General features: G+C 35.2%; 15 protein-coding genes and 1 pseudogene. 7 read left to right on the top strand and 9 right to left on the bottom strand.

All coding sequences use genetic code 11. The annotated features are described in order from the left end of the window. The first annotated feature begins 136 nt into the window (after window positions 1–136). From AC5ZCW_RS05725 to AC5ZCW_RS05740, 4 genes are all read left to right on the top strand, one after another. Complete coding sequence (locus AC5ZCW_RS05725; RefSeq protein WP_496118425.1) at window positions 137–1,771, top strand: S8 family peptidase; 1,635 nt, start codon at window positions 137–139, stop codon at window positions 1,769–1,771. A gap of 64 nt (window positions 1,772–1,835) precedes the next feature. Further along, on the top strand, window positions 1,836–3,716 hold the full coding sequence (locus AC5ZCW_RS05730; RefSeq protein WP_496118427.1) for a M1 family metallopeptidase: 1,881 nt from the start codon (window positions 1,836–1,838) through the stop codon (window positions 3,714–3,716). A gap of 134 nt (window positions 3,717–3,850) precedes the next feature. Continuing rightward, a complete protein-coding gene (locus tag AC5ZCW_RS05735; protein WP_496118429.1) occupies window positions 3,851–4,435 on the top strand; it encodes a Crp/Fnr family transcriptional regulator in 585 nt (194 codons plus the stop codon). Between the two features lie 94 nt (window positions 4,436–4,529). Beyond that, window positions 4,530–5,588 carry an SDR family oxidoreductase gene (locus AC5ZCW_RS05740; protein ID WP_496118431.1) on the top strand — a complete coding sequence of 353 codons (1,059 nt, stop codon included), beginning with the start codon at window positions 4,530–4,532 and terminating at the stop codon, window positions 5,586–5,588. Window positions 5,589–5,854: 266 nt separating this feature from the next. On the opposite strand, the gene AC5ZCW_RS05745 is transcribed toward AC5ZCW_RS05740, so the two are convergent. After that, window positions 5,855–6,793 carry an L-threonine 3-dehydrogenase gene (locus AC5ZCW_RS05745; protein WP_343540524.1) on the bottom strand — a complete coding sequence of 313 codons (939 nt, stop codon included), beginning with the start codon at window positions 6,791–6,793 and terminating at the stop codon, window positions 5,855–5,857. Between the two features lie 323 nt (window positions 6,794–7,116). On the opposite strand from AC5ZCW_RS05745, the gene AC5ZCW_RS05750 reads away from it, so the two are divergent. Both AC5ZCW_RS05750 and mfd read left to right on the top strand, forming a co-directional pair. Beyond that, complete coding sequence (locus tag AC5ZCW_RS05750; RefSeq protein ID WP_281634491.1) at window positions 7,117–7,725, top strand: hypothetical protein; 609 nt, start codon at window positions 7,117–7,119, stop codon at window positions 7,723–7,725. Beyond that, window positions 7,718–11,080, top strand: coding sequence for a transcription-repair coupling factor (gene mfd, locus AC5ZCW_RS05755; RefSeq protein WP_496118434.1), 3,363 nt, complete (start codon window positions 7,718–7,720; stop codon window positions 11,078–11,080). The genes AC5ZCW_RS05750 and mfd overlap by 8 nt, the downstream gene beginning before the upstream one ends. A 158-nt stretch (window positions 11,081–11,238) precedes the next feature. Here the strand turns inward: mfd and AC5ZCW_RS05760 are convergent, their stop codons facing one another. Together AC5ZCW_RS05760 and AC5ZCW_RS05765 are read right to left on the bottom strand one after the other, a co-directional pair. After that, a complete protein-coding gene (locus tag AC5ZCW_RS05760) occupies window positions 11,239–11,745 on the bottom strand; it encodes a DUF6169 family protein (protein WP_343540522.1) in 507 nt (168 codons plus the stop codon). After that, window positions 11,729–11,878: a hypothetical protein gene (locus tag AC5ZCW_RS05765; RefSeq protein ID WP_343540521.1), complete on the bottom strand. Its 150-nt coding sequence runs from the start codon at window positions 11,876–11,878 to the stop codon at window positions 11,729–11,731. The genes AC5ZCW_RS05760 and AC5ZCW_RS05765 overlap by 17 nt, the downstream gene beginning before the upstream one ends. 181 nt (window positions 11,879–12,059) lie before the next feature. Between AC5ZCW_RS05765 and AC5ZCW_RS05770 the strand changes: the two are divergent. Continuing rightward, window positions 12,060–12,614: pseudogene (locus AC5ZCW_RS05770) on the top strand (DUF5683 domain-containing protein). Between the two features lie 215 nt (window positions 12,615–12,829). Here AC5ZCW_RS05770 and AC5ZCW_RS05775 read toward each other — a convergent pair. The 6 genes from AC5ZCW_RS05775 to AC5ZCW_RS05800 all read right to left on the bottom strand — a co-directional run bounded on the left by AC5ZCW_RS05775 (window position 12,830) and on the right by AC5ZCW_RS05800 (window position 25,870). Then, window positions 12,830–15,946: an Ig-like domain-containing protein gene (locus AC5ZCW_RS05775; RefSeq protein ID WP_496118437.1), complete on the bottom strand. Its 3,117-nt coding sequence runs from the start codon at window positions 15,944–15,946 to the stop codon at window positions 12,830–12,832. 284 nt (window positions 15,947–16,230) lie between these two features. Next, complete coding sequence (locus AC5ZCW_RS05780; protein ID WP_496118439.1) at window positions 16,231–18,411, bottom strand: glycoside hydrolase family 97 protein; 2,181 nt, start codon at window positions 18,409–18,411, stop codon at window positions 16,231–16,233. 39 nt (window positions 18,412–18,450) lie between these two features. Continuing rightward, a complete protein-coding gene (locus tag AC5ZCW_RS05785; RefSeq protein WP_343540517.1) occupies window positions 18,451–19,848 on the bottom strand; it encodes an alpha-amylase family glycosyl hydrolase in 1,398 nt (465 codons plus the stop codon). A 119-nt stretch (window positions 19,849–19,967) separates the two neighbouring features. Beyond that, window positions 19,968–21,047, bottom strand: a complete 1,080-nt coding sequence (locus AC5ZCW_RS05790; RefSeq protein ID WP_343540516.1) for a SusE domain-containing protein — start codon at window positions 21,045–21,047, stop codon at window positions 19,968–19,970. Window positions 21,048–21,146: 99 nt separating this feature from the next. Beyond that, entirely contained in the window at window positions 21,147–22,640 is a 1,494-nt protein-coding gene (locus AC5ZCW_RS05795; RefSeq protein WP_343540515.1) for a RagB/SusD family nutrient uptake outer membrane protein, read from the bottom strand. Between the two features lie 8 nt (window positions 22,641–22,648). Next, on the bottom strand, window positions 22,649–25,870 hold the full coding sequence (locus tag AC5ZCW_RS05800; RefSeq protein ID WP_343540514.1) for a TonB-dependent receptor: 3,222 nt from the start codon (window positions 25,868–25,870) through the stop codon (window positions 22,649–22,651). Window positions 25,871–25,968: the final 98 nt, after the last annotated feature.

The raw sequence follows: 25,968 nt of genomic DNA on the forward strand, positions 1-25,968 counted from the left end.
TGTTAAAAGTTTGCGGATATTGTAGTTTTTAGTATTTTTCGTCAAAATTTCATAACACATTGTTAACAGTTAGTTTTTTGTAACAAAAAAGCATAATTTAGACCCATCTTTTAACTTTACTTATATTTATACATACATGAGTCATATAAAACCTCTTAAATTATCTGCTTTTGCATTACTTGTTTTAGCAGGTTGCAACGCTACAGTTCAGGCGCAGGTTTCCACTTCAAAAGAGTTTATTAAAGCACCAGCGGCAGTTGTAAAAAAAGCACCTCTTAACGAAAATGAATTAAAAAGATGGAGCCATCTTGATTTAATAAAAGACTCAATTCCAGGAATGAGTGTTGATAGAGCTTATGCTGAATTACTGCAAGGTAAAAAAGGGCAGAAAGTAATTGTAGGAATTGTAGATTCTGGTGTCGATATCGAGCACGAAGATCTACAGGGAATGATCTGGACAAATAAAAAAGAAATTCCAGGAAACGGAATCGACGATGACAAAAACGGATTTATAGACGATGTTCACGGATGGAATTTCCTTGGAGATGCTGTTCACGAAAATCTAGAATTGACACGTATCGTTAAAAAAGCCGATGATGGTTCTGCAGAATACAAAGCAGCTTTGGCAGAATATACTAAAAAGTATGAAGAGGCTCTTCAAGATAAACAGCAAGCAGATTTTTTACTTGATGTTCATAACACAATTAAAAAAGAACTTAATAAATCAGACTATAAACTCGAAGATTTAAGCGCAGTTACTTCAACAGATCCAAAAGTGGCAAGAAGTAAAGCAATTATGACTCAGATTTTTACCAATGCCGGGCCAACTTTTAATCCAGAATCTGAATTGACAGAGTATAGTGAGCAAGTTGAAGATCAGTTAAAATACAATTTAAACAAAGAATACGACGGAAGAAAAATCGTAGGAGATAATCCAGAAGATATTAAAAACAGCCATTATGGTAATAATGTTGTTTTTGGTCCAGACAAAGAAAAAGCACTTCACGGAACTCATGTTGCCGGAATTATTGCCCAAGTTAGAGGAAATAATTTAGGAGGAGACGGTGTAGCAAATAACGTTGAAATTTTGACAGTTAGAGCTGTGCCTGACGGAGATGAGTACGATAAAGATATTGCTTTGGCAATTCGTTATGCGGTAGACAATGGAGCAAAAGTAATCAATGGAAGTTTTGGAAAAAGCTTCTCTCCGCACAAACAATGGGTTTATGATGCCATTGCCTATGCAGCTAAAAAAGACGTTTTAATTGTTCATGCGGCTGGTAACGATGGTTACAATATCGATGAAACAAAAAACATCAATTATCCAAACGATTCTAAAGACAACGTAAAAGAATTTGCAGATAATTTAATTACAATTGGAGCTATTAATAAATCATACGGAGAAAATGTTGTGGCTTCATTTTCAAACTTTGGGAAAATAAACGTAGACGTTTTTGCCCCAGGTGAAGAAATTTATGCAACGGTTCCAAACAATAAATACAAGTATTTGCAAGGAACATCAATGGCATCTCCTAATGCAGCTGGTGTTGCAGCTTTAATTCGTTCGTACTATCCAAAATTAAAGGCAGCTCAAGTTAAAAAGATTTTGATGGACTCTGGAGTAGCGCTTCCTTCAACGGTTGTTTTAGGAAAAGGTGAAAATCCTGGAGAAAAACCAGCAGCTGTTTCTTCTGCAGAATCATCAAAAACAGCTAAGATGGTAAATGCTTACAACGCTTTATTAATGGCAGAAAAAATGTCTAAAAAATAAACTATAGTACACTATTAATCCAATGGAAGGGCGAGAGCCCTTCCATTTTCTATTACATATTAACATGCGAAAAATTATTTTACTTTCTTTCCTAAGCTTAGGTTTTAACTCGGCTTTTGCACAAAGCGCCCCATATTGGCAGCAGCACGCTGACTATAAAATGGAGGTTTCGATGGATGTAAAAAACTATCAGTACAAAGGAAAACAAGAATTGGTTTATACTAACAATTCTTCTGATACTCTTAAAAAAGTATTCTATCATTTATATCCAAACGCTTTTCAGCCAGGAAGCGAAATGGATGCACGTCTCCATTTTATTAAAGACCCAGACGGAAGAATGGTAAACAAAGTAAAACAAGCTGACGGAAAAGAAATAAAACAAAGCCGTATTGAAACTTTAAAACCAAACGAAGTTGGGTACTTAAAAATCGCAAACTTCAAGCAAGATGGCGTTACAGCTCAAACAAGAGTTTCAGGAACGATCTTAGAAGTGACTTTGGCAAAACCAATCCTTCCAAATTCGAAAACAACTTTCACTTTAGATTTTGACGGACAGGTGCCAGTTCAGATTCGTCGTTCAGGAAGAAACAATTCTGAAGGAGTTGAGCTTTCGATGTCACAATGGTATCCTAAATTAGCCGAATTTGATTTTGAAGGATGGCATGCAGATCCGTACATCGCGAGAGAATTTCACGGTGTTTGGGGTAATTTTGATGTAAAAATTACAATTGACAAAGATTACACAATTGGTGGTTCTGGATATTTACAAGATAAAAATTCAATTGGTCACGGTTACCAAGATGCAGGTGTAACAGTTACATATCCTAAAAAAGCTAAAACGTTGACTTGGCATTTTATTGCGCCAAATGTTCACGATTTTACATGGGCTGCCGATAAAGAATATACACACGATATTGTAAAAGGACCAAACGATGTTGATTTGCATTTCTTCTACAAAAACAACGAAAAAACAACCGCAAACTGGAAACAGTTAGAGCCGTTAATGGTTAAAGTAATGGATTATTACAACCAGAGAGTAGGAGCTTATCCATACAAACAATATTCATTTATTCAAGGTGGAGATGGTGGAATGGAGTATGCAATGTGTACTTTAATGTTAGGTAACGGAACTCTAGAAGGAATTCTTGGAACAGCAACGCACGAATTAGGGCACTCTTGGTTCCAGCATATTTTAGCTTCAAACGAATCAAAACACCCTTGGATGGACGAAGGTTTTACAACGTATATCGAAGACAGTGCTTTGAATGAATTAAAAGGAGATAAAAAAGAAGTAAATCCTTTTGCTGGGAATTACAAGGCATATTACAGTTTAGTAAATTCTGGTAAAGAACAGCCTCAGACAACTCATGGGGATCGTTACGATGAGAACCGTCCATACAGTATTTCGTCTTATGTTAAAGGAAGCCTTTTCCTTTCTCAGTTAGAATACGTAATCGGAAAAGAGAATGTTGATGCGACTTTAAAAAGATATTTTAACGATTTTAAATTCAAACATCCAACACCAAACGATATTAAAAGAACAGCTGAAAGAGTTTCTGGAGCTGAGTTAGATTGGTATTTGGTTGATTGGACACAAACTACAAATACGATCGATTACGGAATTAAAGACGTAGCAGATAATGCAGGAAAAACAACGGTTTCTTTAGAAAGAATTGGAAGAATGCCAATGCCAATTGATTTAAAAGTAGATTATACAGACGGAACATCTGAGACATTCTATATTCCGTTAAGAATGATGAACTTCATTAAACCAAATCCAAACCCGAACGAAAAAAGAACAGTATTAGAAGACTGGGCTTGGGCACAGCAAAACTATAGTTTTACAATTGATAAAAACAAAACGTCAATCAAAAAAATCACGATCGATCCAAGCGGATTAATGGCTGATGTAAAACAAACTAATAATGTTTTTGAAGTGAAGTAAGATTCAAAAATGTTAAATAAAAAAATCCAAAGCTAGTTTCTGGCTTTGGATTTTTTTTTGCTTAATAAATTTAAAAGAATTGTAATTTTGATACAATAGTAATCTTGTAGATTGAAATTTTAAATCCAAAAAGAATGGCACAATACGAATCTTTAATAAAACATTTGCAAGACCGGATAGAGCTTTCTGAGGAAGAAACGAATCAATTTGTTTCTAATTTTAAAATAAAAAAGATAAAGAAACGTCAGTTTATAGTGCAGCCAGATTTTGTGGCTAAGCATAGAAACTATGTGGTAGAAGGTGCTTTAAGAGCGTATGTTGTAAATGATGAAGGTCAGGAACACACGATTGCCTTTGCTATTGAAGATTGGTGGATTTCTGACTATAATAGCTATATTTATCAGCAGCCAGCCACGATGTTTGTTATGGCTTTAGAAGATGCAGTTTTGCTGCAAATAGATTTCGAAACGGAAGCAAAATTAAAACTGGCTAATCCAAAATTTGAAACTTTTTTTCGTATTACAGCAGAACGTACCGCAGCATTTTTTCAACGAAGAATTATTACAAATCTCACCTCTTCGGCAGAAGAACGTTATGATAAATTTACAAACCAATTCCCTTTAATCGCAAATCGAGTACCTCAATATGCATTGGCTTCTTATTTAGGGATGACAACAGAATTTCTTTCGAAAATAAAAAACAATAAATTGAAAAAATAAACTTGAACTAGTTCAACGTTATTTCATAACCCACTTCATTTTATAGCTCTTTAGCTTGTCTGAACTTTGTAAAACAATTTTAAATACAAAGAAAATGACAGCAAATAAAAACACAGCATTGGTTGTTGGCGCAAATGGCGTTATCGGTGCAAATCTTATAGAATATCTTTTGTCTACTAACAACTTGAATATTATAGGATTATCCAGAAAAGGAGGTGCAAATGCTCCTAATCTGAAATACATTTCAGTTGATTTATTGGATACTGAAAACAGTAAAAAGCAATTATCTGATCTCACAAATATTACGCATATATTTTACACCGCTTATCAAGATCGTCCATCATGGTCTGAGCTTGTTGAACCGAATCTTAATATGCTCAAGAATGTAGTGGAGATAATTGAGCCAATAGCTAAAGACTTACAGCATATTAGTTTGATGCAGGGATACAAAGTTTATGGAGCTCATTTAGGGCCTTTTAAAACTCCAGCAAAAGAAACAGACGCGGGTCACATGCCTCCAGAATTTAACATTGACCAGCAGCAATATTTAGAAAAAAAGAAAGAAGGAAAAAAGTGGAATTGGAGTGCTATTAGACCTTCTGTTGTAGGTGGTACTGCTATAGGAAACCCAATGAATCTGGCACTTTTGATAGCTGTTTATGCATCAATTTCTAAAGAATTAAATCTACCGCTTCGATTTCCGGGAAAAGCAGGAGCTTACGATAAACTTATGGAAATGACCGATGCAGGACTCTTGGCTAAAGCAACTGTTTGGGCAGCAACAAATCCGCAATGCGCAAATCAGGCTTTTAATATTACAAATGGAGATCTGTTTCGATGGACAGAACTTTGGCCTAAAATAGCTTCTTATTTTGATATTCCTGTTGCGCCTCCACTTCAAATGGAATTAAAAACAGTAATGGCCGACAAAAAGGTTTTATGGGAAAATATTCAGGAAAAATACAATTTAGAAAAACATGATTATGAAAAATTGGCCAGTTGGAACTTTGGAGATTTTGTTTTTTCTTGGGATTATGATTTTTTTGCTGATGGAACCAAAGCAAGACGTTTAGGTTTTTATGAGTTTATAGATACAGAAGAAATGTTTTTTAGTCTTTTTGATCAATTGCGCCAAGAAAGAATTATACCATAAATAAGAATGGTTTTTTGAAATAAATAGGAAAGAAAAAGCACTATATAAGTTGATAAACGGGACTTTTTCTTTTAAAGCGTAACGTTTTTTTGAATAGCCTTCAGCTTTAGCAGGAGGAACAAAAATGAGAATAAAAAAGGCTTTAGCCAAACCATAAAAGTCTGGCTAAAGCCTTTTATTTTTATAACAAAAAACCTCCAACTTTAGTTGGAGGCAATTGATTATTTGCCTTTTAATGATAGTAAACAAATTGTGCTGAGAAGAATTTAACTCAAATGCTCAATCATATCTTTTGTCATAGTTTCAAGATCAAATTTATGATTCCATCCCCAGTCTTTTCTAGCAGAAGAATCGTCTATGCTAGCTGGCCAGCTGTCTGCAATTTTCTGACGGAAATCTGGATTATAAGTAATCTCAAATTCAGGAATATGCTTTTTAATTTCTGCAGCAATTTCAGTTGGAGTAAAACTCATCGCAGCCAAATTGTATGAAGAATGTATTTTGATTTCTTCAACTGGCGCCTTCATGATATTAATTGTCGCGTCAATTGCATCATCCATATACATCATTGGCATTTTGGTTTCAGAAGACAAAAAGCATTCGTATTTTTTATCGGCAATAGCTTTATAGAAAATATCAACTGCATAATCTGTAGTTCCGCCGCCTGGAGGAGTAGACCAGCTGATTAAGCCTGGATAACGAATACTGCGAACATCTACGCCATAAATATTATGATAATATTCGCACCATCTTTCGCCCGCTTGTTTACTGATTCCGTAAACAGTTGAAGGCTCCATTACTGTATATTGTGGCGTGTTTTCTTTTGGAGTTGTTGGGCCGAAAACCGCAATACTCGAAGGCCAGAAAATCTTTTGAATCTTTTTGGCTTTTGCTAAATTCAAAACATGAAAAAGAGAATTCATATTCAAATCCCAAGCAAAAGCTGGGTTTTTTTCAGCAGTTGCAGATAAAAGTGCTGCCATCAGATATATATCTGTAATCTTATGCACTTCGACCAAATGTTCGATCTGATTAAAATCTAAAGCATTGACCACTTCAAAAGGTCCCGAATTAACAACATCAGTATTTAATTTTCTAATATCAGAAGCGATAACATTCTCGGTTCCGTATAATTTACGCAGTTTTTGAGTCAGCTCTGTTCCAATCTGACCGCAAGCGCCAATGATCAATATTTTAGGGTTCATTTCTTGATGATTTTTAGAGAATACAAATATAACGTTTTCGCAATTACTTGCGCTTTTTTGGATGGTAAATTATAAATTCAATAATTAAAAAGTTTGTTTGTTATATTATTCTCTTTTAAAAGTGTGTCTTTGTGCCTTTTTTGAAAACCGCTGAAAAAGCGCCATTTTATTGCTATACTAATCAAATAAAAATTGTTATAATTGATTCTCTGAGAGTAATAAAAAGACAAAAAAATAACCTTGATTTATAGAATCTTTAGCAAAAAACAGAATTCATAATTGTAAATTTACTTCGTAACTTTGCAGCCTAACTGTTTTAATCAATGAAATACCAAATATCTCTTTTTCTGCTTTTGACAACTGTATTATTTTCTTGCCAAAATGAAAATGAAAAACGCCTTGCAGAAAATGCAAAAGAAGCGAAAAAGAAAGAAGCTATTTTTAACAATATAAATAAAGGCTGGACTTTTTTAGACGAGCCCATTAATGAGATTTCAGAATCACAATTGAATTCTTGGACAGAATGGCGTGAATTTATAAAAGAAATAGGTGAAAAGCCTAGAAAGACCATTGGTGCGTTTCAGAAAAAATCTGCAGCTATTTCCAAAAAAGCGATGGCTCTTAATAATAATATACCGGCTCAGTTTAATCAGCCTCAGATCAAGAGCCGTATTTCTATTTTGATTACTAAAATTAAAATGCTGGATTTGTTTATTCATTTAAGCAACATTCCAGATGATAAAGTGGTTTTTTTAATTCAGGAAATCAATAAGGAACTGATTTCTTTGGAAAGACAAATGGATAAAATTGTCGAAAAAGCCAAGATTCCTAAAGAACAAGGAGAAGAAGATTTCCTTAGAATGTTAGATACAACACGTGCGATTCCGAGTTCGGCACCGCCATTAGATAAAAATATACCAAGAGTTGAGTAAAAACGCCTTATATACTACATACGATAATCTGCCAAAAGCCGAGCAGATTGCTAAAAGTTTACTGGAAGGAAATCAGGTAAAAATGAACATCAGCGGATTGTTGGGATCTGCTGTTTCTTTTATAATACGTTCTGTTTTCAGGAAAACCGAACTGCCTTTTCTGATTGTTTTAGATAACAAAGAAGAAGCGGCATATTATCTAAACGATTTAGAACAAATGATTGGAGAACAAGATGTATTGTTTTATCCAGCTTCATTTCGCCGTCCGTACCAGATTGATGAAACTGACAACGCCAATGTTCTGCTTCGCGCGGAGGTTTTAAACCGAATTAATTCAAGAAAAAAACCAGCCGTAATTGTTACGTATCCTGAAGCACTTTTTGAAAAAGTAGTAACCCGAAGAGAACTAGATAAAAACACTTTAAAGGTTGCTTTGAACGATAAAATTTCAATTGATTTTATCAACGAAGTTTTATTCGAATACGAATTTAAAAGAGTCGATTTTATTACAGAACCCGGAGAATTTTCGGTTCGTGGAGGAATTGTCGATGTTTTCTCTTTCTCAAACGATCATCCGTACAGAATTGAATTTTTTGGAAATGAAGTAGACAGCATTCGAACTTTTGATGTCGAAACGCAATTATCAGTTCAGACACATAAAAAAATCACGATTATCCCGAATGTAGAAAACAAACTATTTCAGGAAAATCGCGAAAGTTTTTTAGATTATATTGCAGAAAGAACGGTTCTTTTTATTCAAAATACTGAAGGACTTTTTAGTCAGTTGGACAAACAATTCGCTAGAGCGGAAGAAGCTTTTGAGAAACTTTCGAAAGAAATAAAACACGCTACTCCGGAACAATTATTTTTAAATCAGGCTTCATTTATTAAACGATCTTTGGATTTTTCTATAGTCGAATTGTCAAAACCAGTTTATAAAACGACGAAGAAATTCGAATTTCATATTCAGCCACAGCCATCTTTCAATAAACAATTTGATTTATTGCTGAATAATCTAAGCGAAAATCATTTTAACGGATATGTGAATTATCTGTTTTGTTCGAATGATACACAAGCAAAGCGTTTTCATGATATTTTTGAATCTTTAGATGAAGCTAATTCAGAGAATATCCGTAAACATTATAATACTATTGTACTGCCTTTATATCAAGGATTTATTGACGAGGAAAATCAGATAACGGCTTATACCGATCATCAGATTTTTGAGCGTTATCATAAATTCAACATTAAAAACGGATATTCGAAAAAGCAGAATATCACTTTAAAAGAATTGACTGCACTTTCGGTTGGTGACTATGTAACGCACATCGATCACGGAATTGGTAAGTTTGGCGGACTGCAGAAAATTCAGGTGGAAGGCAAAACTCAAGAAGCCATAAAATTGGTTTATGCCGATAATGATATTGTGTATGTGAGCATTCACTCGCTTCACAAAATTTCGAAATACAACGGAAAAGACGGAACGCCTCCGAAAATCTATAAACTTGGTTCGAATGCTTGGAAGGTTTTAAAACAAAAAACCAAAGCACGTGTCAAACATATTGCGTTCAATTTGATTCAGCTTTATGCAAAACGTCGTTTAGAAAAAGGGTTTCAGTTTGCGCCTGACAGTTATCTTCAGAACGAATTGGAAAGTTCGTTTATTTACGAAGATACGCCAGACCAAATGAAATCGACGGCAGAAGTAAAAGCCGATATGGAAAGTGATCGCCCAATGGATCGTTTGGTTTGTGGTGATGTTGGTTTTGGAAAAACGGAAGTTGCGATTCGTGCAGCTTTTAAAGCGGTTGATAATAGCAAACAAGTAGCCGTTTTAGTTCCGACAACAATTTTGGCTTACCAACATTACAGAACTTTTTCGGAACGTTTGAAAGATATGCCTGTTACAATTGGCTACTTAAACCGATTTAGAACGGCAAAACAAAAAACACAGACTTTAAAAGATTTAGCCGAAGGAAAGCTAGATATTGTTATTGGAACACATCAATTGGTAAATAAAAATGTGGTTTTTAAAGACTTAGGTTTATTGATTGTTGATGAGGAGCAAAAGTTTGGAGTAAACGTAAAAGATAAATTGAAAACTATTGCGGCAAATGTCGATACGCTGACTTTGACTGCAACGCCAATTCCGAGAACGCTTCAGTTTTCGTTGATGGCAGCTCGAGATTTATCGGTAATTACAACGCCTCCGCCAAATCGATATCCTATTGAAACTAATGTGGTTGGTTTTAATGAAGAAATTATTCGTGATGCGATTTCGTATGAAATTCAAAGAAACGGACAGGTTTTCTTTATCAATAATAGAATCGAAAATATTAAAGAAGTGGCCGGAATGATTCAGCGTTTGGTTCCAAATGCAAGAGTCGGAATTGGTCACGGACAAATGGATGGTGCCAAACTTGAAGAATTGATGTTAGGTTTCATGAACGGAGATTTTGATGTTTTGGTGGCAACCACAATTATAGAAAGTGGTTTGGACGTTCCAAATGCCAATACGATTTTCATCAACAATGCTAACAATTTCGGATTATCAGATTTGCACCAAATGCGCGGGCGCGTCGGTCGAAGCAATAAAAAAGCATTCTGTTATTTCATCTGTCCGCCATATTCGTCGATGACCGAAGATGCGAGAAAACGTATTCAGGCGTTGGAACAATTCAGCGAACTCGGAAGCGGTTTCAACATTGCGATGAAAGATCTTGAGATTCGTGGAGCAGGAGATTTATTAGGTGGTGAACAAAGCGGTTTCATTAACGAAATTGGTTTTGATACGTATCAAAAAATCATGAACGAAGCGATTGAAGAATTGAAGGAAAACGAATTCAAAGATTTGTATCCAGAAGAAAATGACATCGATACGAAGGAATATGTAAAAGATATTCAGATCGATGCCGATTTTGAGCTTTTATTTCCAGATGAATACATCAATAATGTTTCAGAACGTTTGGTTTTATATAACGAATTAGGTGCAATAAAATACGAAGCCGGATTACAGGAATTTGAGAAAAAACTAATTGACCGTTTCGGGCCATTGCCAAAACCTGCTGTTTCTTTATTAAACAGTATCAGAATTAAATGGATTGCAACTAAAGTAGGAATCGAAAAATTAGTTCTGAAGCAAGGAAAAATGATTGGTTATTTCGTATCCGATCAGCAATCAGATTATTATCAATCTGTGAAGTTCAGAAACGTTTTAAACTTTGTTCAAAAGCATAGTAATCTTTGCAAAATGAAAGAAAAACAAACCGTAAACGGATTACGTTTATTGTTGACTTTTGAAAATGTGAAGTCGATAAAACGTGCGCTGGAGTTGATGGAATTGTTTGAGGAGTAAAATAAAGTTTGATATGAATTGCACGAATTCACACGATTTTTTTTGCCACAGATTAAAAAGATTATGAAGATTAAAAAAATCATTTAAATCCTTTTAATCTGTGGCAAAATGAAATAGAAATGGCGTATGAAAACCTCATGCGCCATTTCTATTTTAAATTATGGTTTTTCTCCATTTAAAGTATTACTGATATTATTAAATGCATCTTCAATATTTTTAATATTGACATTTTTTTTATGAAACATTAAAGAGGTATAAAGTTTTATGGTTTCATTATCAGAATTAAATTCGATGATATTATTAAGTTTTTTGATATAATCAGTCATAGAACTTTTAGTATACCATCTGTCAAAAGCAGAAAATCTTTGAAAGGCTTTTTTGTCATTATCATCGCAAACATAAATCAGTGCATCTTGAATACTTTCAAAAAAAGCGATTATAATGTTCTTGATTGTTTCTGAAACCAATACGTCAAATGGTGCAGGCTGACTGCTAATTTTATCTATAGTGATTTGATAAACATTTCCCAATTCTGTATCTTCATTAATGCAAGATGCTAAAGTGAAATCTTCATAAAAAGCAACTCTGTATTCAATTTGCCTTTTAGTGAAAAAACTGTAATACCCAGAATCAGAATTAAAAGTATAATTATATTGTTTTAACAAGTTTGATACCTTTAGAAGTTAAGGTTTCGGCAGAAGTTTTTCCTTGTAAAAAAGAGCGTACAGCAACCTTATCTTCTCTCATTTTGATAATTGCTTTTTTAATAACCTCTTTATTTACTGATGTAATTTTCATATTGCAAAGTAACAGATTTAAGTTGAATATTGCAATTTTTGTAGTATTATTTTTATTTTATAAGTGTATCGTGTTGAGTGTTAGTATGGTTTGAAAAATTAAGTTTTCTTTATCTTTTAATTAAGAAAAATCTTAGAATTAAAAAGTTTTCTTTGAGTCAAATTTTCAAAGATAACTTTATATGCAGAACCAATTTATTCTTCTTTTTCTATTCTTAGCATTAACTACAATCTTCGCTCAGGGAAAAAATAAAAACATTTTAAAAGATTCTCTAAAATCGGAAACCATTGACCCGCTTCGTCCTGCAAAGGCTGCATTTTATTCGGCTGTTTTGCCTGGTTTAGGTCAGATCTACAATAAAAAATATTGGAAACTTCCTTTATTTTATGGCGCAATTGGTACAAGTGCATATTTGTATATTGATAATCAGAAAAACTATAATTTGTACAGAGATGAATATAAAAGCAGATTGGAAGGAAAAAAAAGTAATTCGGAATTTTTGGCTGGTTTAAGCGAAAGCTAATTAATTACGGCTCAAAAAGGCTATCAGAGAAACAGAGATTTATCTGCTTTATTTATGGTGGGTTTTTATATTTTAAATATAATCGATGCCAATGTTGATGCTGCTTTGTCTCAATTTAATGTAGATGAAAGATTAGAGTTTAAACCTGCAATCATAAAAAATGATATCAATTTAAAGAATGATTTTGGAGTTGCTCTGAATTATTCGTTTTAAAAAAAGATTCGCCACGAATTCCACAAATTTTCACGAATTCTTTTTTTGCCAAAGATTTAAATGATTTGAAGATTAAAAAATCATTTAAATCCTTTTAATCTGTGACAATATAGTTTTAAATAAATTCGTGCCAATTCTTGCAATTTGTGGCAAAATAAAATAAAAAAAGGCGTATGAAATTTTCATACGCCTTTGATTTTTCAGATAAAATCAGCTTATTTAACAATCAGCTTTTTGGTCACATTAAAATCTTTAGAAATAATATTTACAATATAAACTCCAGAAGATAAATGATGATTTACTTGCCCTGAAGAAGAAAGTCTTTCAGTTAGAAGAGTTCTTCCGTTCAAATCAGAAACAAAAATTTCTGCAGCATCTCCACTTGCTAATTCTGGCATTAAAATATTAAATACATTGTTTGTTGCTGGATTTGGGTAAATACCAATTAACGGTTCTGTTGTAGAAACTTCTTCAACATTTAAAGCCATTTTTGATGTTCCAACTGTTGTTGGCTCCAATTGCCATTGCGCGCTGTACCAGCCGTCTTGTGAATTTCCGTATTGTGCAGTTCCTGTCTGGTTTTCAATATGAATAATATTTCCTGTCTGCCATCTGTTTCTTAAACGAACCCAAGTTCCATCAATGTAATCGCTAGACCATTGTGCGCTCCAGAAAGTAGTATCGGTAATATTACATTGAACCGTTCCAGTTTGGCCTTCAATATTCATCAATTCGCCAGTTGCTACATTTTTAAGAACGAAATAAGTGGCATCAATTGCTATTTTTTGCCATTTATAGTTGTTGCCAGAAACGGTTGTTCCGTAACCTGTGTTTGCTCCTGCATCAGATAAATAAGCGCCAGTCCATCTGTTTTTGATCGTGTAATAATTTCCTCCTCCAGAAGCTGTTGTAACCGATACCAGACATGTACTAGTTTTGTTTCCGTCAACAGTTGCAACAGTAATTGTCGCTGTTCCATTCGCTACAGCGGTAATTAAACCAGAAGCATTTACAGTTGCTACAGCTGTATTATTTGAACTATAAGTTACCGATTTATTAGTTGCATTTGCAGGAAGAATTGTTGGGGTTAATTGCTGTGTTCCGCCAACGTTTAATGAAGCTGTCGTTGGACTTAAACTAACACTAGTAACCGCAACACCAGTTCCTGGATTAGAATCGTACCAAGCGCTGTTCATGTACCATCCGTTTTTATCTCTGCTTAAATCGGCTGTTTGGTTTGTTCCATCATTGAAAATTAAATTGGTCGAAGCTACATTGGTAAAAGTATAGCTGTACCAGCCATTTCCAGCATCGGTCATGTTTACTCCTGGCCAGTTTACAGTTGCCAATACTCCTGTTGGTAAAGCATTCCAATAGTAGATTTTAATTCCAGTTCCCCAATTTGATGGTTTGTAGAAATAAACAGTAAAATTGGTATTCGGATTAACCGTAATTGTAGCCGAAGCTGTTTTGTTTCCGTCTTGTGTCGTTGCTGTAATCGTTGCATTTCCCGCAGCAACTGCTGTTACAAGTCCGCTTGAATTCACCGTTGCAATTGCGGTATTGCTTGAACTCCACGTTACATTTTTGTTTGTTGCATTTGCAGGCGAGATTGTCGCTGTAAGCTGTTGTGTATTTTCTGCATACAAACTTGCTGAGGTAGGAGATACCGCTACAGAAGAAACTGGAATTGCAGCAACAGTTATAGCCGAAGTTGCTGTTTTATTTCCGTCAACTGTTTTTACTGTAATTGTTGCTGTTCCTGCAGCAACAGCCGTAACTAAACCAGAAGCATTTACAGTTGCAACAGCTGTATTGCTCGATGTCCAAGTTACATTTTGATTGGTTGCATTTGCTGGAGCAATCGTTGCATTTAGCTGCTGTGTTGATCCTAAACCAACTGTTACTGTTGTCGGACTAACAGAAACTCCCGTTACCGCAACAACAGGTGCATTTGTATTGGTTAAAACTAAATATTCGTAGGCAGCAAAATTACGCGTAGAACCTGCGGTTAAAGTTACAGAAGCATTATTGTTATAAGGATTAACATAAGTTCCTGCCAAAGCTGCTGGAATAACATACGACTTTGCAGCATTTCTCAAATTCGACATTACGATTACTTTTTCTGAACCTAATGTTTTTGTAAAAATACTAATGTCATCATTTGCATAAGTTGTTAAATCACCTCGTCTGATTGCTGCACTTGTAGTTCTAAAGTTTAAGATTTTGGCAAAATCTGCAGCAGCCGTTGGATTTTGTGACCAGTTGAATTTAAAGTTTGTCCACGGCCAGTCGGTTTTTGGTTCGTAATCTATTTCCTGTCCGCTCATTAAAAAAGGAACTCCTCTCATATAAGCTGAAACTAAGAAATTGGCAACAATTCCGTTGTGATTTTTAAATACAACAAACGGTCTTCTTACGCCATCATCATTGGTGTAAGTATCATGGTTACCAGTGTATCTCACGATTTGCTGATTTCCGGTCGCTTTAGCATATTCATAAGTAGTCTGATCTTGGATTCTTTGAGAAACAGGACCTCCATTAGCAATATCATATAAACCACTATGAAACCATCTGTCTCCATAATTCATATCGAAACCAACCTGAAAGTTCTCTTGACGGTCACCTTCTGCTAACATCAATAAATTGTGAGAAGTTATGCTTCGAAGATTTGAATTCACTTCCGACCAGAAATCTAAAGGCGGATTGTTGGCATAATCGCAACGGTAACCATCAATATTGGCGGCAAAAATCCAGTAACGCATGGCATCTTTGATAGCTGCTCGTGTAGCAGAGCTATTAAGATCAAGCGCCGCAATATCGGAGAAGTTTCCTAATTGCTGAATTGTTGTGCCAGTTCTCTTGTAATATTCAGGATGTGAAGCAATCCAGACATTGTCCCAAGAAGTTCCATTGATGGCAATATCTAGAATTACAGCCATTCCGCGGCTGTGAGCGCCATCAACCAAAGTCCTTAAATCGGCTAAAGATCCATATTCTGATCCAACGGCTTTAAAATCTTTGATACAATAAGGTGAAGCCGAACTTCGGGAATCGGTGCCATGCGGAAAAATCGGCATTAAATAAATAACATTTGTTCCAAGTGCTTTTATATTGTCTAATCGGGCGGTTACTCCGGCTAAATCTCCGTTGGCACTAAACGGGCGAATATGCACTTGATACATATTGACATCTCTCGTGTCTGGTACACCAGCAAAAGGTGTTCCGTATTGCGGAGGATCTTGCGCATAAACTGAACTTGCAAATAATAATAGAAAGCAAACTAATGCTTTGGTAATATGAAATAATCTTGGGGTAATTTTGATTTTCATAATAGTAGTTTTTTGCATGCTTGTCGGCATTTCTTAACTAAAATTCATTCTCACTCGCATTGTATTTAAATTCGACAAACATTTGTGGTTAATAGTTTTCAAAATAGTAAGTTTTTTTTGCTCAAAAATGAGCATAGTTTTTCTGCCACGAATTGCATTAATTTTCACTAATTTTTTAAATAATAATTTGTGCTAATTCGTGTAATTGCTTCGCCTGTTCGCTATCGCTCGAGTCGTAGCAAAAAGCTTAGAAACTTAGTGGCTCAGAACCTTAGAACCTTAAGTTATAACTTTTTCAATCCTTTTAATTCTGCAGCAGTTCCTTCTTTAATGCTTATGGCAACACCTCCGCCTGGAGCTAAATACTGTTTTAATTTTGTTTTTGAGTTTACGATAAATTTAGTAACCGTATATTTTTGTGGATTCTGATTCCAATTGGCCTCTTTAGCATCGGCATAAATAGTGGCAACGAAATTTTTTCCTGCAGGTAAATAATCAAATGAAATGTTTGCTGTTCTTGCATTTTCATCTGTAATTCCGCCAATAAACCATTCATTTTTCCCTTTTGCTTTTCGGGCAATTGTGATATAATCTCCCGGTTCAGCTTCCAGAATATAACTGTTGTCCCAATCAACAGCAACGTCTTTAATAAACTGAAATGCATCTGGAAAACGTTCGTAATTCCCCGGAATATCAGCCGCCATTTGCAATGGACTGTACATCGTTACGTAATAAGCCAACTGTTTTACCAAAGTTGTATTTACGCGTTGTGTACTTCCTGTTCCATAATACGAAAGATCGGTCTGAAAAATTCCCGGAGTGTAATCCATCGGTCCACCCATTAATCTTGTAAAAGGTAAAATGGTGGTGTGATCTGGAGCCAATCCTCCCATAGATTCAAATTCCGTTCCTCGTGCCGATTCCTGAGCAATCCAGTTTGGATAAGTTCTGTTTAATCCTGTAGGGCGAACGGCTTCGTGGCTGTCAATCATGATTTTATAATCGGCGGCACGTTTGGCAACATTGATGTAATGATTCACCATCCATTGTCCGTCGTGATGTTCTCCACGCGGAATAATTTTTCCAACATAACCTGTTTTTACAGCATCATAACCATTATCATTCATAAACTGAAAAGCACGATCCAAACGACGTTCATAATTGGTCGCCGATCCAGAAGTTTCGTGATGCATGATGATTTTTACGCCTTTTGAAGCGGCATATTCATGAACCGCTTTTACATCAAAATCAGGATAAGCGGTTACGTAATCAAAAACTTCTTCTTTCCAGTTATTAATCCAATCTTCCCAACCAATATTCCAACCTTCAATAAGAATTGCATCGAAACCATTTTTAGCAGCAAAATCAATGTATTCTTTTGCACGTTCTGTTGTGGCTCCATGTTTTCCGTTTGGAGTAAGTTTGGTAAAATCATCGGTTAATTTTACATTGGTTTCTTTTCCGAAAGCCCAAGTACTTCTTCCTGCAACAAAATATTCCCACCAAATTCCAATGAACTTTACGGGTTTAATCCATGAGACGTCTTTGTAACTTGTAGGTTCGTTAAGGTTTAAAATTAATTTTGAAGCTAAAATATCTGTCGCTTTATCGCTTACTACAATAGTTCTCCAAGGAGATTGTGCATCGGTTTGCATGTAACCTTTTGCACCAACAGCATCGGGCGCCAAATGACTGATCATTTTATTGTTTACAGGATCAACTTCAAGATACATTGCCGGATAATTGATTAATCCTGCTTCGTGAATGTTGATGTACAAACCATCATCAGACTTCATCATTGACGGCGTTTGTACCGATAATGCTGCAATTGGCCACTGCGAATTGATTTCGATTGTGGCTTTTTTCATCAGCGAAGGAATCTCTGAAATCTTTGAAGTAGTATAAGCATATTCGTTAGTATCATAATCCCCTGGAATCCAGAAAATTTTATGATTTCCAGCTAAGTTAAATTGCGAACGTTCTTCTTTAATTACAAAATAGCTCAGGTCATTTTGTTTTGGGAATTCGTATCTAAATCCTAATCCATCATTGAATAAACGGAAACGAATTCTAATAAATCTGTTATTGTTTTTTGCTTGCGCTAAAGTGACAACCAATTCGTTATAATGATTTCGAATTGTTTTTTCTTCACCTAAAACCGGATTCCAACTTTCATCAACAGAAGATTGTGCTGTATTTGTAACGGTAAAACCATCCAAAAACGAAGGCATATTTTGAAGTTCTAAACCTAAAGAACTAGGTTTAATAACCGGTTTTTGTTTGTATGATAATTGATAAGACGGAATTCCACCTTCTTTCAATTCAAATTTTAAGGAAAGATTTTTGTCTGGCGAAGTTATTTCTTGTGCGTTAACCGCTAAAGAGCAGAGGCAGAGGAAAAATAAAAGCGCAGTTTTCCTGTCCAAACGAATTTGGAACAGTATTTTTTGGGATTGAAAATTCATGTTTTTTTAGTTTTTACAAATCTATTTGTATCAGAAGCGTTATTGTTTTTTAAGGATTAAATATTGATAAGCTTCTAAATTGATTTCTGTTCCAATTGCTATTTGATTTCCAGTCAATGCATCTGTCCAATTGGTGTTGGCCAAAGCAGTAGGAGCAGTATATTTTACATTTTTATTTTTGATATTAGCAACAATTAAAACCTTATCAGCTGTAGTTTCCATGGTAAAAGCACTCACATCATTACTGCTGTAACCAGTCAGTTTTCCTTTTCGAAGCGCTTCACTTGAATTTCTAAAAGCAATTATTTTTTGATATTCCAAAAGCATGTCATTATCTGCAGTAGACCAATCGATTGGCACATTGTCGAAATAATCAATACGTTTGTTGTATCCAATTTCTTGACCGTTATAAATCATAGGAACAGATTTCATACTCGATGCAATTACAAAAGCTGCAAGAGATCCTTTCTTGCCTCCAAAAAGTTCAAGCGGAGTTCCGTCAGAAAGATTAACATCGTGGTTTGTAGTATAGCGCACAATTCGTTTTGAAGCATCTAACTGCCCATATTCTTTAGAACTTTCTGTTTGAAGATAACTTGCTGGCTGTGCTTCTGAGAATACTTTTTCTAAAGCGCCGAAATAAGCAAAACCAAAAGTATAATCGAATCCAGCATCATAATGATTGGCTCTTGAGCCTTCGGCCATTAAAATCAGTCTTTGGTTTTTGATTTTACGAATTTTAGTTATTGCTTCTGACCAGAAAGTTACAGGAACAAAATCGGCAGCATCACATCTAAAACCATCAATATTGGCATTGTAAACCCAATATGACATGGCATCGATCATGGCTTTTTTCATTTCAACATTGGTATAATTTAACTGTGCAACATCTTGCCAGTTTGTTCCTGGCGGAATGATAATGTTGCCGCTACCGTCTTTCTGATACCAGTCTGGATGAGCTGTTATCCATTGATTATCCCAAGAAGTATGATTGGCAACCCAGTCTAAAATCACCGCCATATTTTTGCTATGTGCTTCTGTTACTAAAGCTCGAAGATCTTCTAATGTTCCGTAATCGGTATTAACGGCTTTGTAGTCTTTAATAGAATACGGTGAACCTAATTTTCCAGCCATTTTTACTTTTCCAACAGGATAAATCGGCATGAGATAAATGACATTTGCACCTAGTTTCTGAATATCTCCAAGTCGTTTCTGAACACCTTTTAAGTTTCCTTCCGGACTGAAAGAGCGCACATTTACCTGATAAATTACGGCATCTTCATTGGCTGCAACTTTATCAAATGGTGATCCATACTGCTGATATTCGTTTCCAGGCTGTGGATTTGGCTCAGGTTTCGGATTTTCTTCAGAAGAACTGCACGATACAAAAGCTATTGAAAGCAGTAAAGCAAGAAAAATGTTGGAGTTAGACTTCATAATTTTAAAAATTAAATTAAATAGGTTTTGAGCAGGAGTTTTATTTTTAGATAACCTGCCTTTTGCTCAGAAAGGCAGGTATCACTCAAAACTAATCTAACAAGTATGAATGTGCTAGATTATTTTTTAACTATACTGCAAGTTGCTGTTGCAGGATAGCCATTTGTATTTGGATCTGTTTCTTCAATAGTAAACGTAACTTCATAAGTTCCCGCTTCAGTAATGGTATAAGAACCTTGATCGTCACGATTGATAGTATTTGTTGTAGCATCTTTTGGTCCGTAATTAACGTCCCACTTGTTGTTCAATCTGAATTTCAATGCTCCAGGAACTAAATCTGCTGTTACTTTCCACGTTTTAGTCTGATGATTGTAACTCATAGGAGTACTATTGTCCCATCCTCCGGTTTGAGCTGTTCCAACAATTCCCCATGCATAAGGAGTTGCAGACCATTTTAGCGTGTTCAAATTTACTTTAATTTGGTATGAACCTGCACTTGGAAGAAATAAATTATCATCATCCATTCTAACTAGATCTTCATTAGTAGCACCTGCACCATAAAATTCGGCCCATGTTCTGGCAGTATTTAATTTGAATGCTAATGCAGTACCTTCAGCAGTCATGTATCCTTGGTAGATTCCTTTTTCTATTGCAGTTAAAGCAGAAGCAGTTTCAACTGCCCAACCTTGATAATCTCCAGGCATAAAAATCTCACCAAAAACAACTGCCTTTTCGTAAGGAGTAACCGTTAACTCAACATTTTTAGAAAACACTTTTCTGTCCATTAAAGCTTCAACTCGTACAATAAGTTTGTTGGCTTTATCTACTGGAAGACCTAAATCTGTTGCAATTTTATTGAAATCTCTTACTGTAAAAGTTTTCGTTAAAACATCTTGTCCTACTTCTATACGTGTGGCATGCAGCCAAGCATTTGAACCTGTAATATCTGAGGGAACATCAAACTGCACTGCATAAGTTACAGGCGCTTCAACAGGAAAAGTAACTTTATCCCAAGAAATGGTAATAGCATCTGTATCTGCATTGTCTTCCAGAAGCACAAAAGTTGTACTTGGAGCAATTTTTATATCTGATGGAAACTGAACATCTTTTAGATAGGTCAATTCGGCATCATTTTCACAAGCAGCTCCAACAATAAGCAAGGCTGTAAGTGCAAATAATCTATTTATATATTTTTTCATATGTAGTTATTATTTGTTTTTAAAGTACCATGATACTGCCGTACTTCATGTATTAAACTTGTTTTTGAAGAACGGCGATTTCACATAAAATACTTTTAATTAGTAACCTGGATTTTGTTTAAGACCTGGATTTGCGTTTAAAGCCGAAGTTGGAATAGGATAGATTTTTCTATATTCTTCTGAACTGTCCATGAATTGTTTTGCTGCTAAGAAAGTTCCAAAACGGATCATATCTTGTCTTCTGTGACCTTCCCAGTTTAGCTCAAGACCTCTTTCGTTATAAATATCTGTTAGAGTCGGAACATTATCCAAAGCGCCTAAACCAGCACGCTGTTTAACAGCATCGATAAATGGTTTTGCTGCAGCAGGATTATTTAGACGAACATTACATTCAGCCATCATTAAAAGAACGTCTGCATATCTGTAAATAGGGAAGTCGTTTGATGCACCTCCGCCATTTCTAGGAGTTACAGGATAGAATTTAACGTTACGAACTCCTTCTTGTGCACCAGCTCCAGGATTGTCTAATGAACTGATATCAAGTGTGTAATTTGTTCCGCCTGGCTGTTCTCCAATTAAAAACTGTTTTTTACGAATGTCACTATCAGTATATTTTTGATAGAAATCTTTTGGAACAATTGTACCATTCCATCCGCTGTACCCAAAAAGAGCTTGGCAATGTGGTCCGTATAAACTTCTTACACTAAGAATGTTTCTAGAAACAACATCTACAGTAGTATAAATTGAAAGAATAGTTTCATCAGCTGGAAGTACATCTCCGAACAACTCATAATAAGTGTTTCCAAGCGGACTTGCAGCATTGTTTGAAGCTGGGTGAAGACTAAAATTTCCTTCAGAAACTTTCTGGCAAGCAGCAAGACATTCTGCCCATTTCGCCTGGCCTATGTATACTTCTGCATTCAAATATACTTTTGCTAATAATGTATAACCAGCCCATTTATTGAATCTTCCATAATAATTTCCTCCTTTTTCTCCAGAAAGCAATTCAACATTTTCAGTCAATTCTTTTATCACAAAATCATAAACTTGCTGACGGCTTGCTTGTGGAATTTTATCAACGGTAATGTTATTGTCTGTATAGAATGGAATATTTCCGTAATCATCCATTAATAAATAATAGAAAAACGCACGTAATACTTTTGCTTCTGCAATTTTAGACTTTTCTGCATTGGCAGTTTCTAACTGAGAAACGGCTAAATTGGCACTAAAAATTGATTTGTAAAGCCAGTTCCAAGTATTGTTTACCATCAAATCTGTTGGAAGCCATTTGTGTGTGTAAACACGAGCAAAGTCCAACTGCCAGTCGCCAGTATTTCTGTGCGGAATTACTTGTTCGTCTGCAGCCATACTGTTCAAATCGTACCAGCCATTATCTGCACCAGCGTATCCTACACCATCCCAGTTTCCGCCTACTTGTGCATATACACTAGCAAGGGCAACATCTGCACCAGCTGGAGTTCCGTAGAAATCTTCGGCAGGATATTTATCATAAATATTTTCATCTACATTGGTACAGCCAACAAGAGATAGGAAACATACACTTCCTAATACTAATATATTTTTAAGTTTCATTTCTTTTACTATTTAAATTTTACATTCAAACCGATAGCGATACTTCTGGTACGAGGATAAATTCCTCTATCTGAACCAAAGTTGTCTTCAGGTTTTCCACTTCCGCTCAAAGTTACTTCAGGGTCTATACCAGAGTAATTTGTGATAAGTAAAAGGTTGTTTCCTGTAAGTGAGATTCTAACAGATTCGATGTATTTAACATCAGTGAAACGAAAATTATATCCAGCAGTAACATTTTCTAGACGCAAAAATGAACCATCTTCTAAGTACATATCAGATGCGTAAGGAGAAGTATAAATGCCTTCATCTACAGCACTTGCCAGAATGTTAGATTTACCAATATTTTCCAGTTTGCTTATGTTAGCACGTACTTGGTTGTAGATTTTGTTTCCTCCTGAACCTCTCCATAACATTGATGCGTCAAAGTTTTTGTGCGTAAAGGTGGGGTTGAAAGCATAAGTATATTTTGGTAAAGCAGATCCTCTAATAACTCTGTCTGCACTTCTGTCACCTTGATCAATAGTGCCATTTCCGTCACGATCTTCTACTGTTTCAACTCCGGCGGCATCTACACCTGTATGATGTAAAATATTGTACGTGCCAATTGGCTGTCCTTTTATTAAGTAAGAACTTGAACCTGCACCTCCCCAAGCAACATAATCTGTATTTAAAGGAACTCCATTAATACTGCCACTTAAGTTAAGCACTTCGTTTTTCATTAAAGAAACATTTCCAGCAAGTGTAAAAGTGGTGTTTTCGTTTCTGATTACGTCATATCCAAGAGAAATCTCAAGACCTTTGTTTGAAATGCTACCTACGTTTGCCTTAATTTTATTGAAAGGATATGGAGGCTGAGGTACGGTATAATCAAATAATAAGTTATCTGTTGTTGAAGTATAAACATCAATTGTTCCTCTTAATCTGTTGTCTAGCATAGCAAAATCAAGACCTATATTGGTTTGTTTTTTAGTTTCCCATTTTAAATCAGGATTTGCATTTTGAGCAATATTGAAATTATTAATTTGAGAACCACCAAAATAAGTACTTCCACTACTACCAACTAAAAGCTGTGTTTTATTAGGCTCTAATCCTTGCTGATTACCAGTTTCACCATAACCAATTCTTAATTTTAAGTCATTAACCAAAGTTTGTTTAGACATAAAATTTTCTTTTGAAATATTCCACGCAACAGATGCAGATGGAAAATAGCCCCATTTATTGTTAGCGCCAAATACAGATGCACCATCTTTTCTAATACTACCTGTAAATAAATAACGATCTAAATAAGAGTAGTTAATACGATTTAAGAAAGAAACAACTGTTCTGTCATTTTTGTACGATTTCATATCTCCAGGAAGTACTTTCGAAATGTCTCCCAATTCTAGATTATTGTACGTTGTCATATCATCAACAAAACCTCTTATTTGAGCATAATTTCCTTGATACAATTGATTTTGCCACTCATACAATGCCAAAACATTAATGCTGTGTGCTCCAAAAGTCTTTTTATAATTAAGACTGATGTCCATTAATCTTTCGTTTTGTCTGTCATTTTTAATGTTAGCAAAACCTTTCTGATCGATTGCATGAGAATCTGTAGATGATGAGGGATTATAAAAACCAATCGTTTTGTTTGTTTTTCTCCAGCTTCCGAACCAGCTAGCTGTTAATCCGTCAAATAAATCCAAATCAGCTTTTAAACTTCCAAACAAATTATCAGCTTGAGATTCATTTGTAATTTCCTGCTGTGCAGCGTAAGGATTTAAGTATTGAAAAACGTTTGGATCTGTAAAATACGTTCCGTCTGTATTGAAAACAGGATCAGTCGGACGCATTAAATAAGCATTTGTAATTAAGTTAGAAACATAATTTACACGTCCGATAGATTGAATACTTGAGGTGGTATAATCTGTTCCGTTGTTTAAATTATAAGTCAGTCTCAATTTTCCGTCCAAAGCTGTTTGCGATGCCTGAACACGTGCAATATATTTTTTATTGTTTGAATTGATTACAACTCCATCTTGCAAAATTGCACTGATCGAAGCTCTATAGTTGAATTTTTCTGCTCCTCCTCCAAAAGATAATGTATGGTTTTGTGTAACTCCAGTTTTAGTCAAAATTCCGTACCAGTCTGTATCAGAACCGTGGTTTGCAGATGCAGGAACGCCAACATTTTGAGCCGCTGTCCACCATTCATCAGCACTTAGCATATCTAATTTTTTTGGAATAAAATCTACAGATGCAGAGCCAATATATTCAATTGTAGTTTTTCCTGCTTTATTCTTTTTTGTAGTAACAATGATAACTCCAGGCGCACCGCGAGAACCATAAATAGCTGTCGCCGATGCATCTTTTAAGATGTCAATATTCTCGATTTCTGTTGGTGGAATCTGATTTAATAAATCTAAGTTTCCCTGAATTCCATCTACCACAACCAACGGATCGTTTCCACCGATAAGAGAAGAAATACCTCTAATACGCACACTTGGAGCACCTCCTGGTTCGCTACCAATCTGGTTGATATTAACACCAGCCGCTTTTCCAGAAATCAATTGCAACGGATTTACAAGTGCTCCTTGATTCATGTCTTTTGCATTGATTGTAGATACAGCTCCAGTAACGTCTTTTTTAGACAAAGAACCGTAACCCACCAAAACAACTTCTTGCAAGTTGGTAGCATCTGGCTCCAATTGAATATTTAAAACGCCATTTCCAGCAGGAACTTTTTTTGTTTTATAACCCACAAAACTTACCACAATTATAGAAGAACTGCTTTCGACAGTAAATTTAAATTTACCATCAAAATCGGTTACAACACTGTTTTTTGTTCCTTCTTCGATAATAGAAGCTCCCGGAAGTGGGGCACCATTTTCGTCGGTAACAATTCCAGAAATTGTTTCTTTTTCGTCGCCAATATTTTGTGTTTTTAAATCAGGTTTTTTTAGGATAATTTGTGTGTCGCGAATTTTAAATTCGGTCGGAGTTCCTTTAAAAATTCTGTCTAAAACTACATATATCGATTGTTCCTTTACAGAAATGGAAACCGTTCGATCTAAGTCGACATCATTCATTTTATAGATAAATCTGAAATCTGTTTTTTGTTCAATGGTCTCAATAACCTTTTCGATTGTTGAATTGTTCAATTCAAGAGTAACTTTTGTTTTTTGGGCATAAGTACTTGCTTTGATATTAAACATGGCGACCAAAATAAGTAGAGTAGTTAATTTCAATTTTAGGTCATTTTGGAACAATGAGTATAGAAACCCATTATTCTTAGATTTTTTTTTCATAATTTTGTTAATTGATTGTAGTTAATTCGTTATATTCA

This window comes from Flavobacterium sp. PLA-DH12 (genome assembly GCF_059511845.1).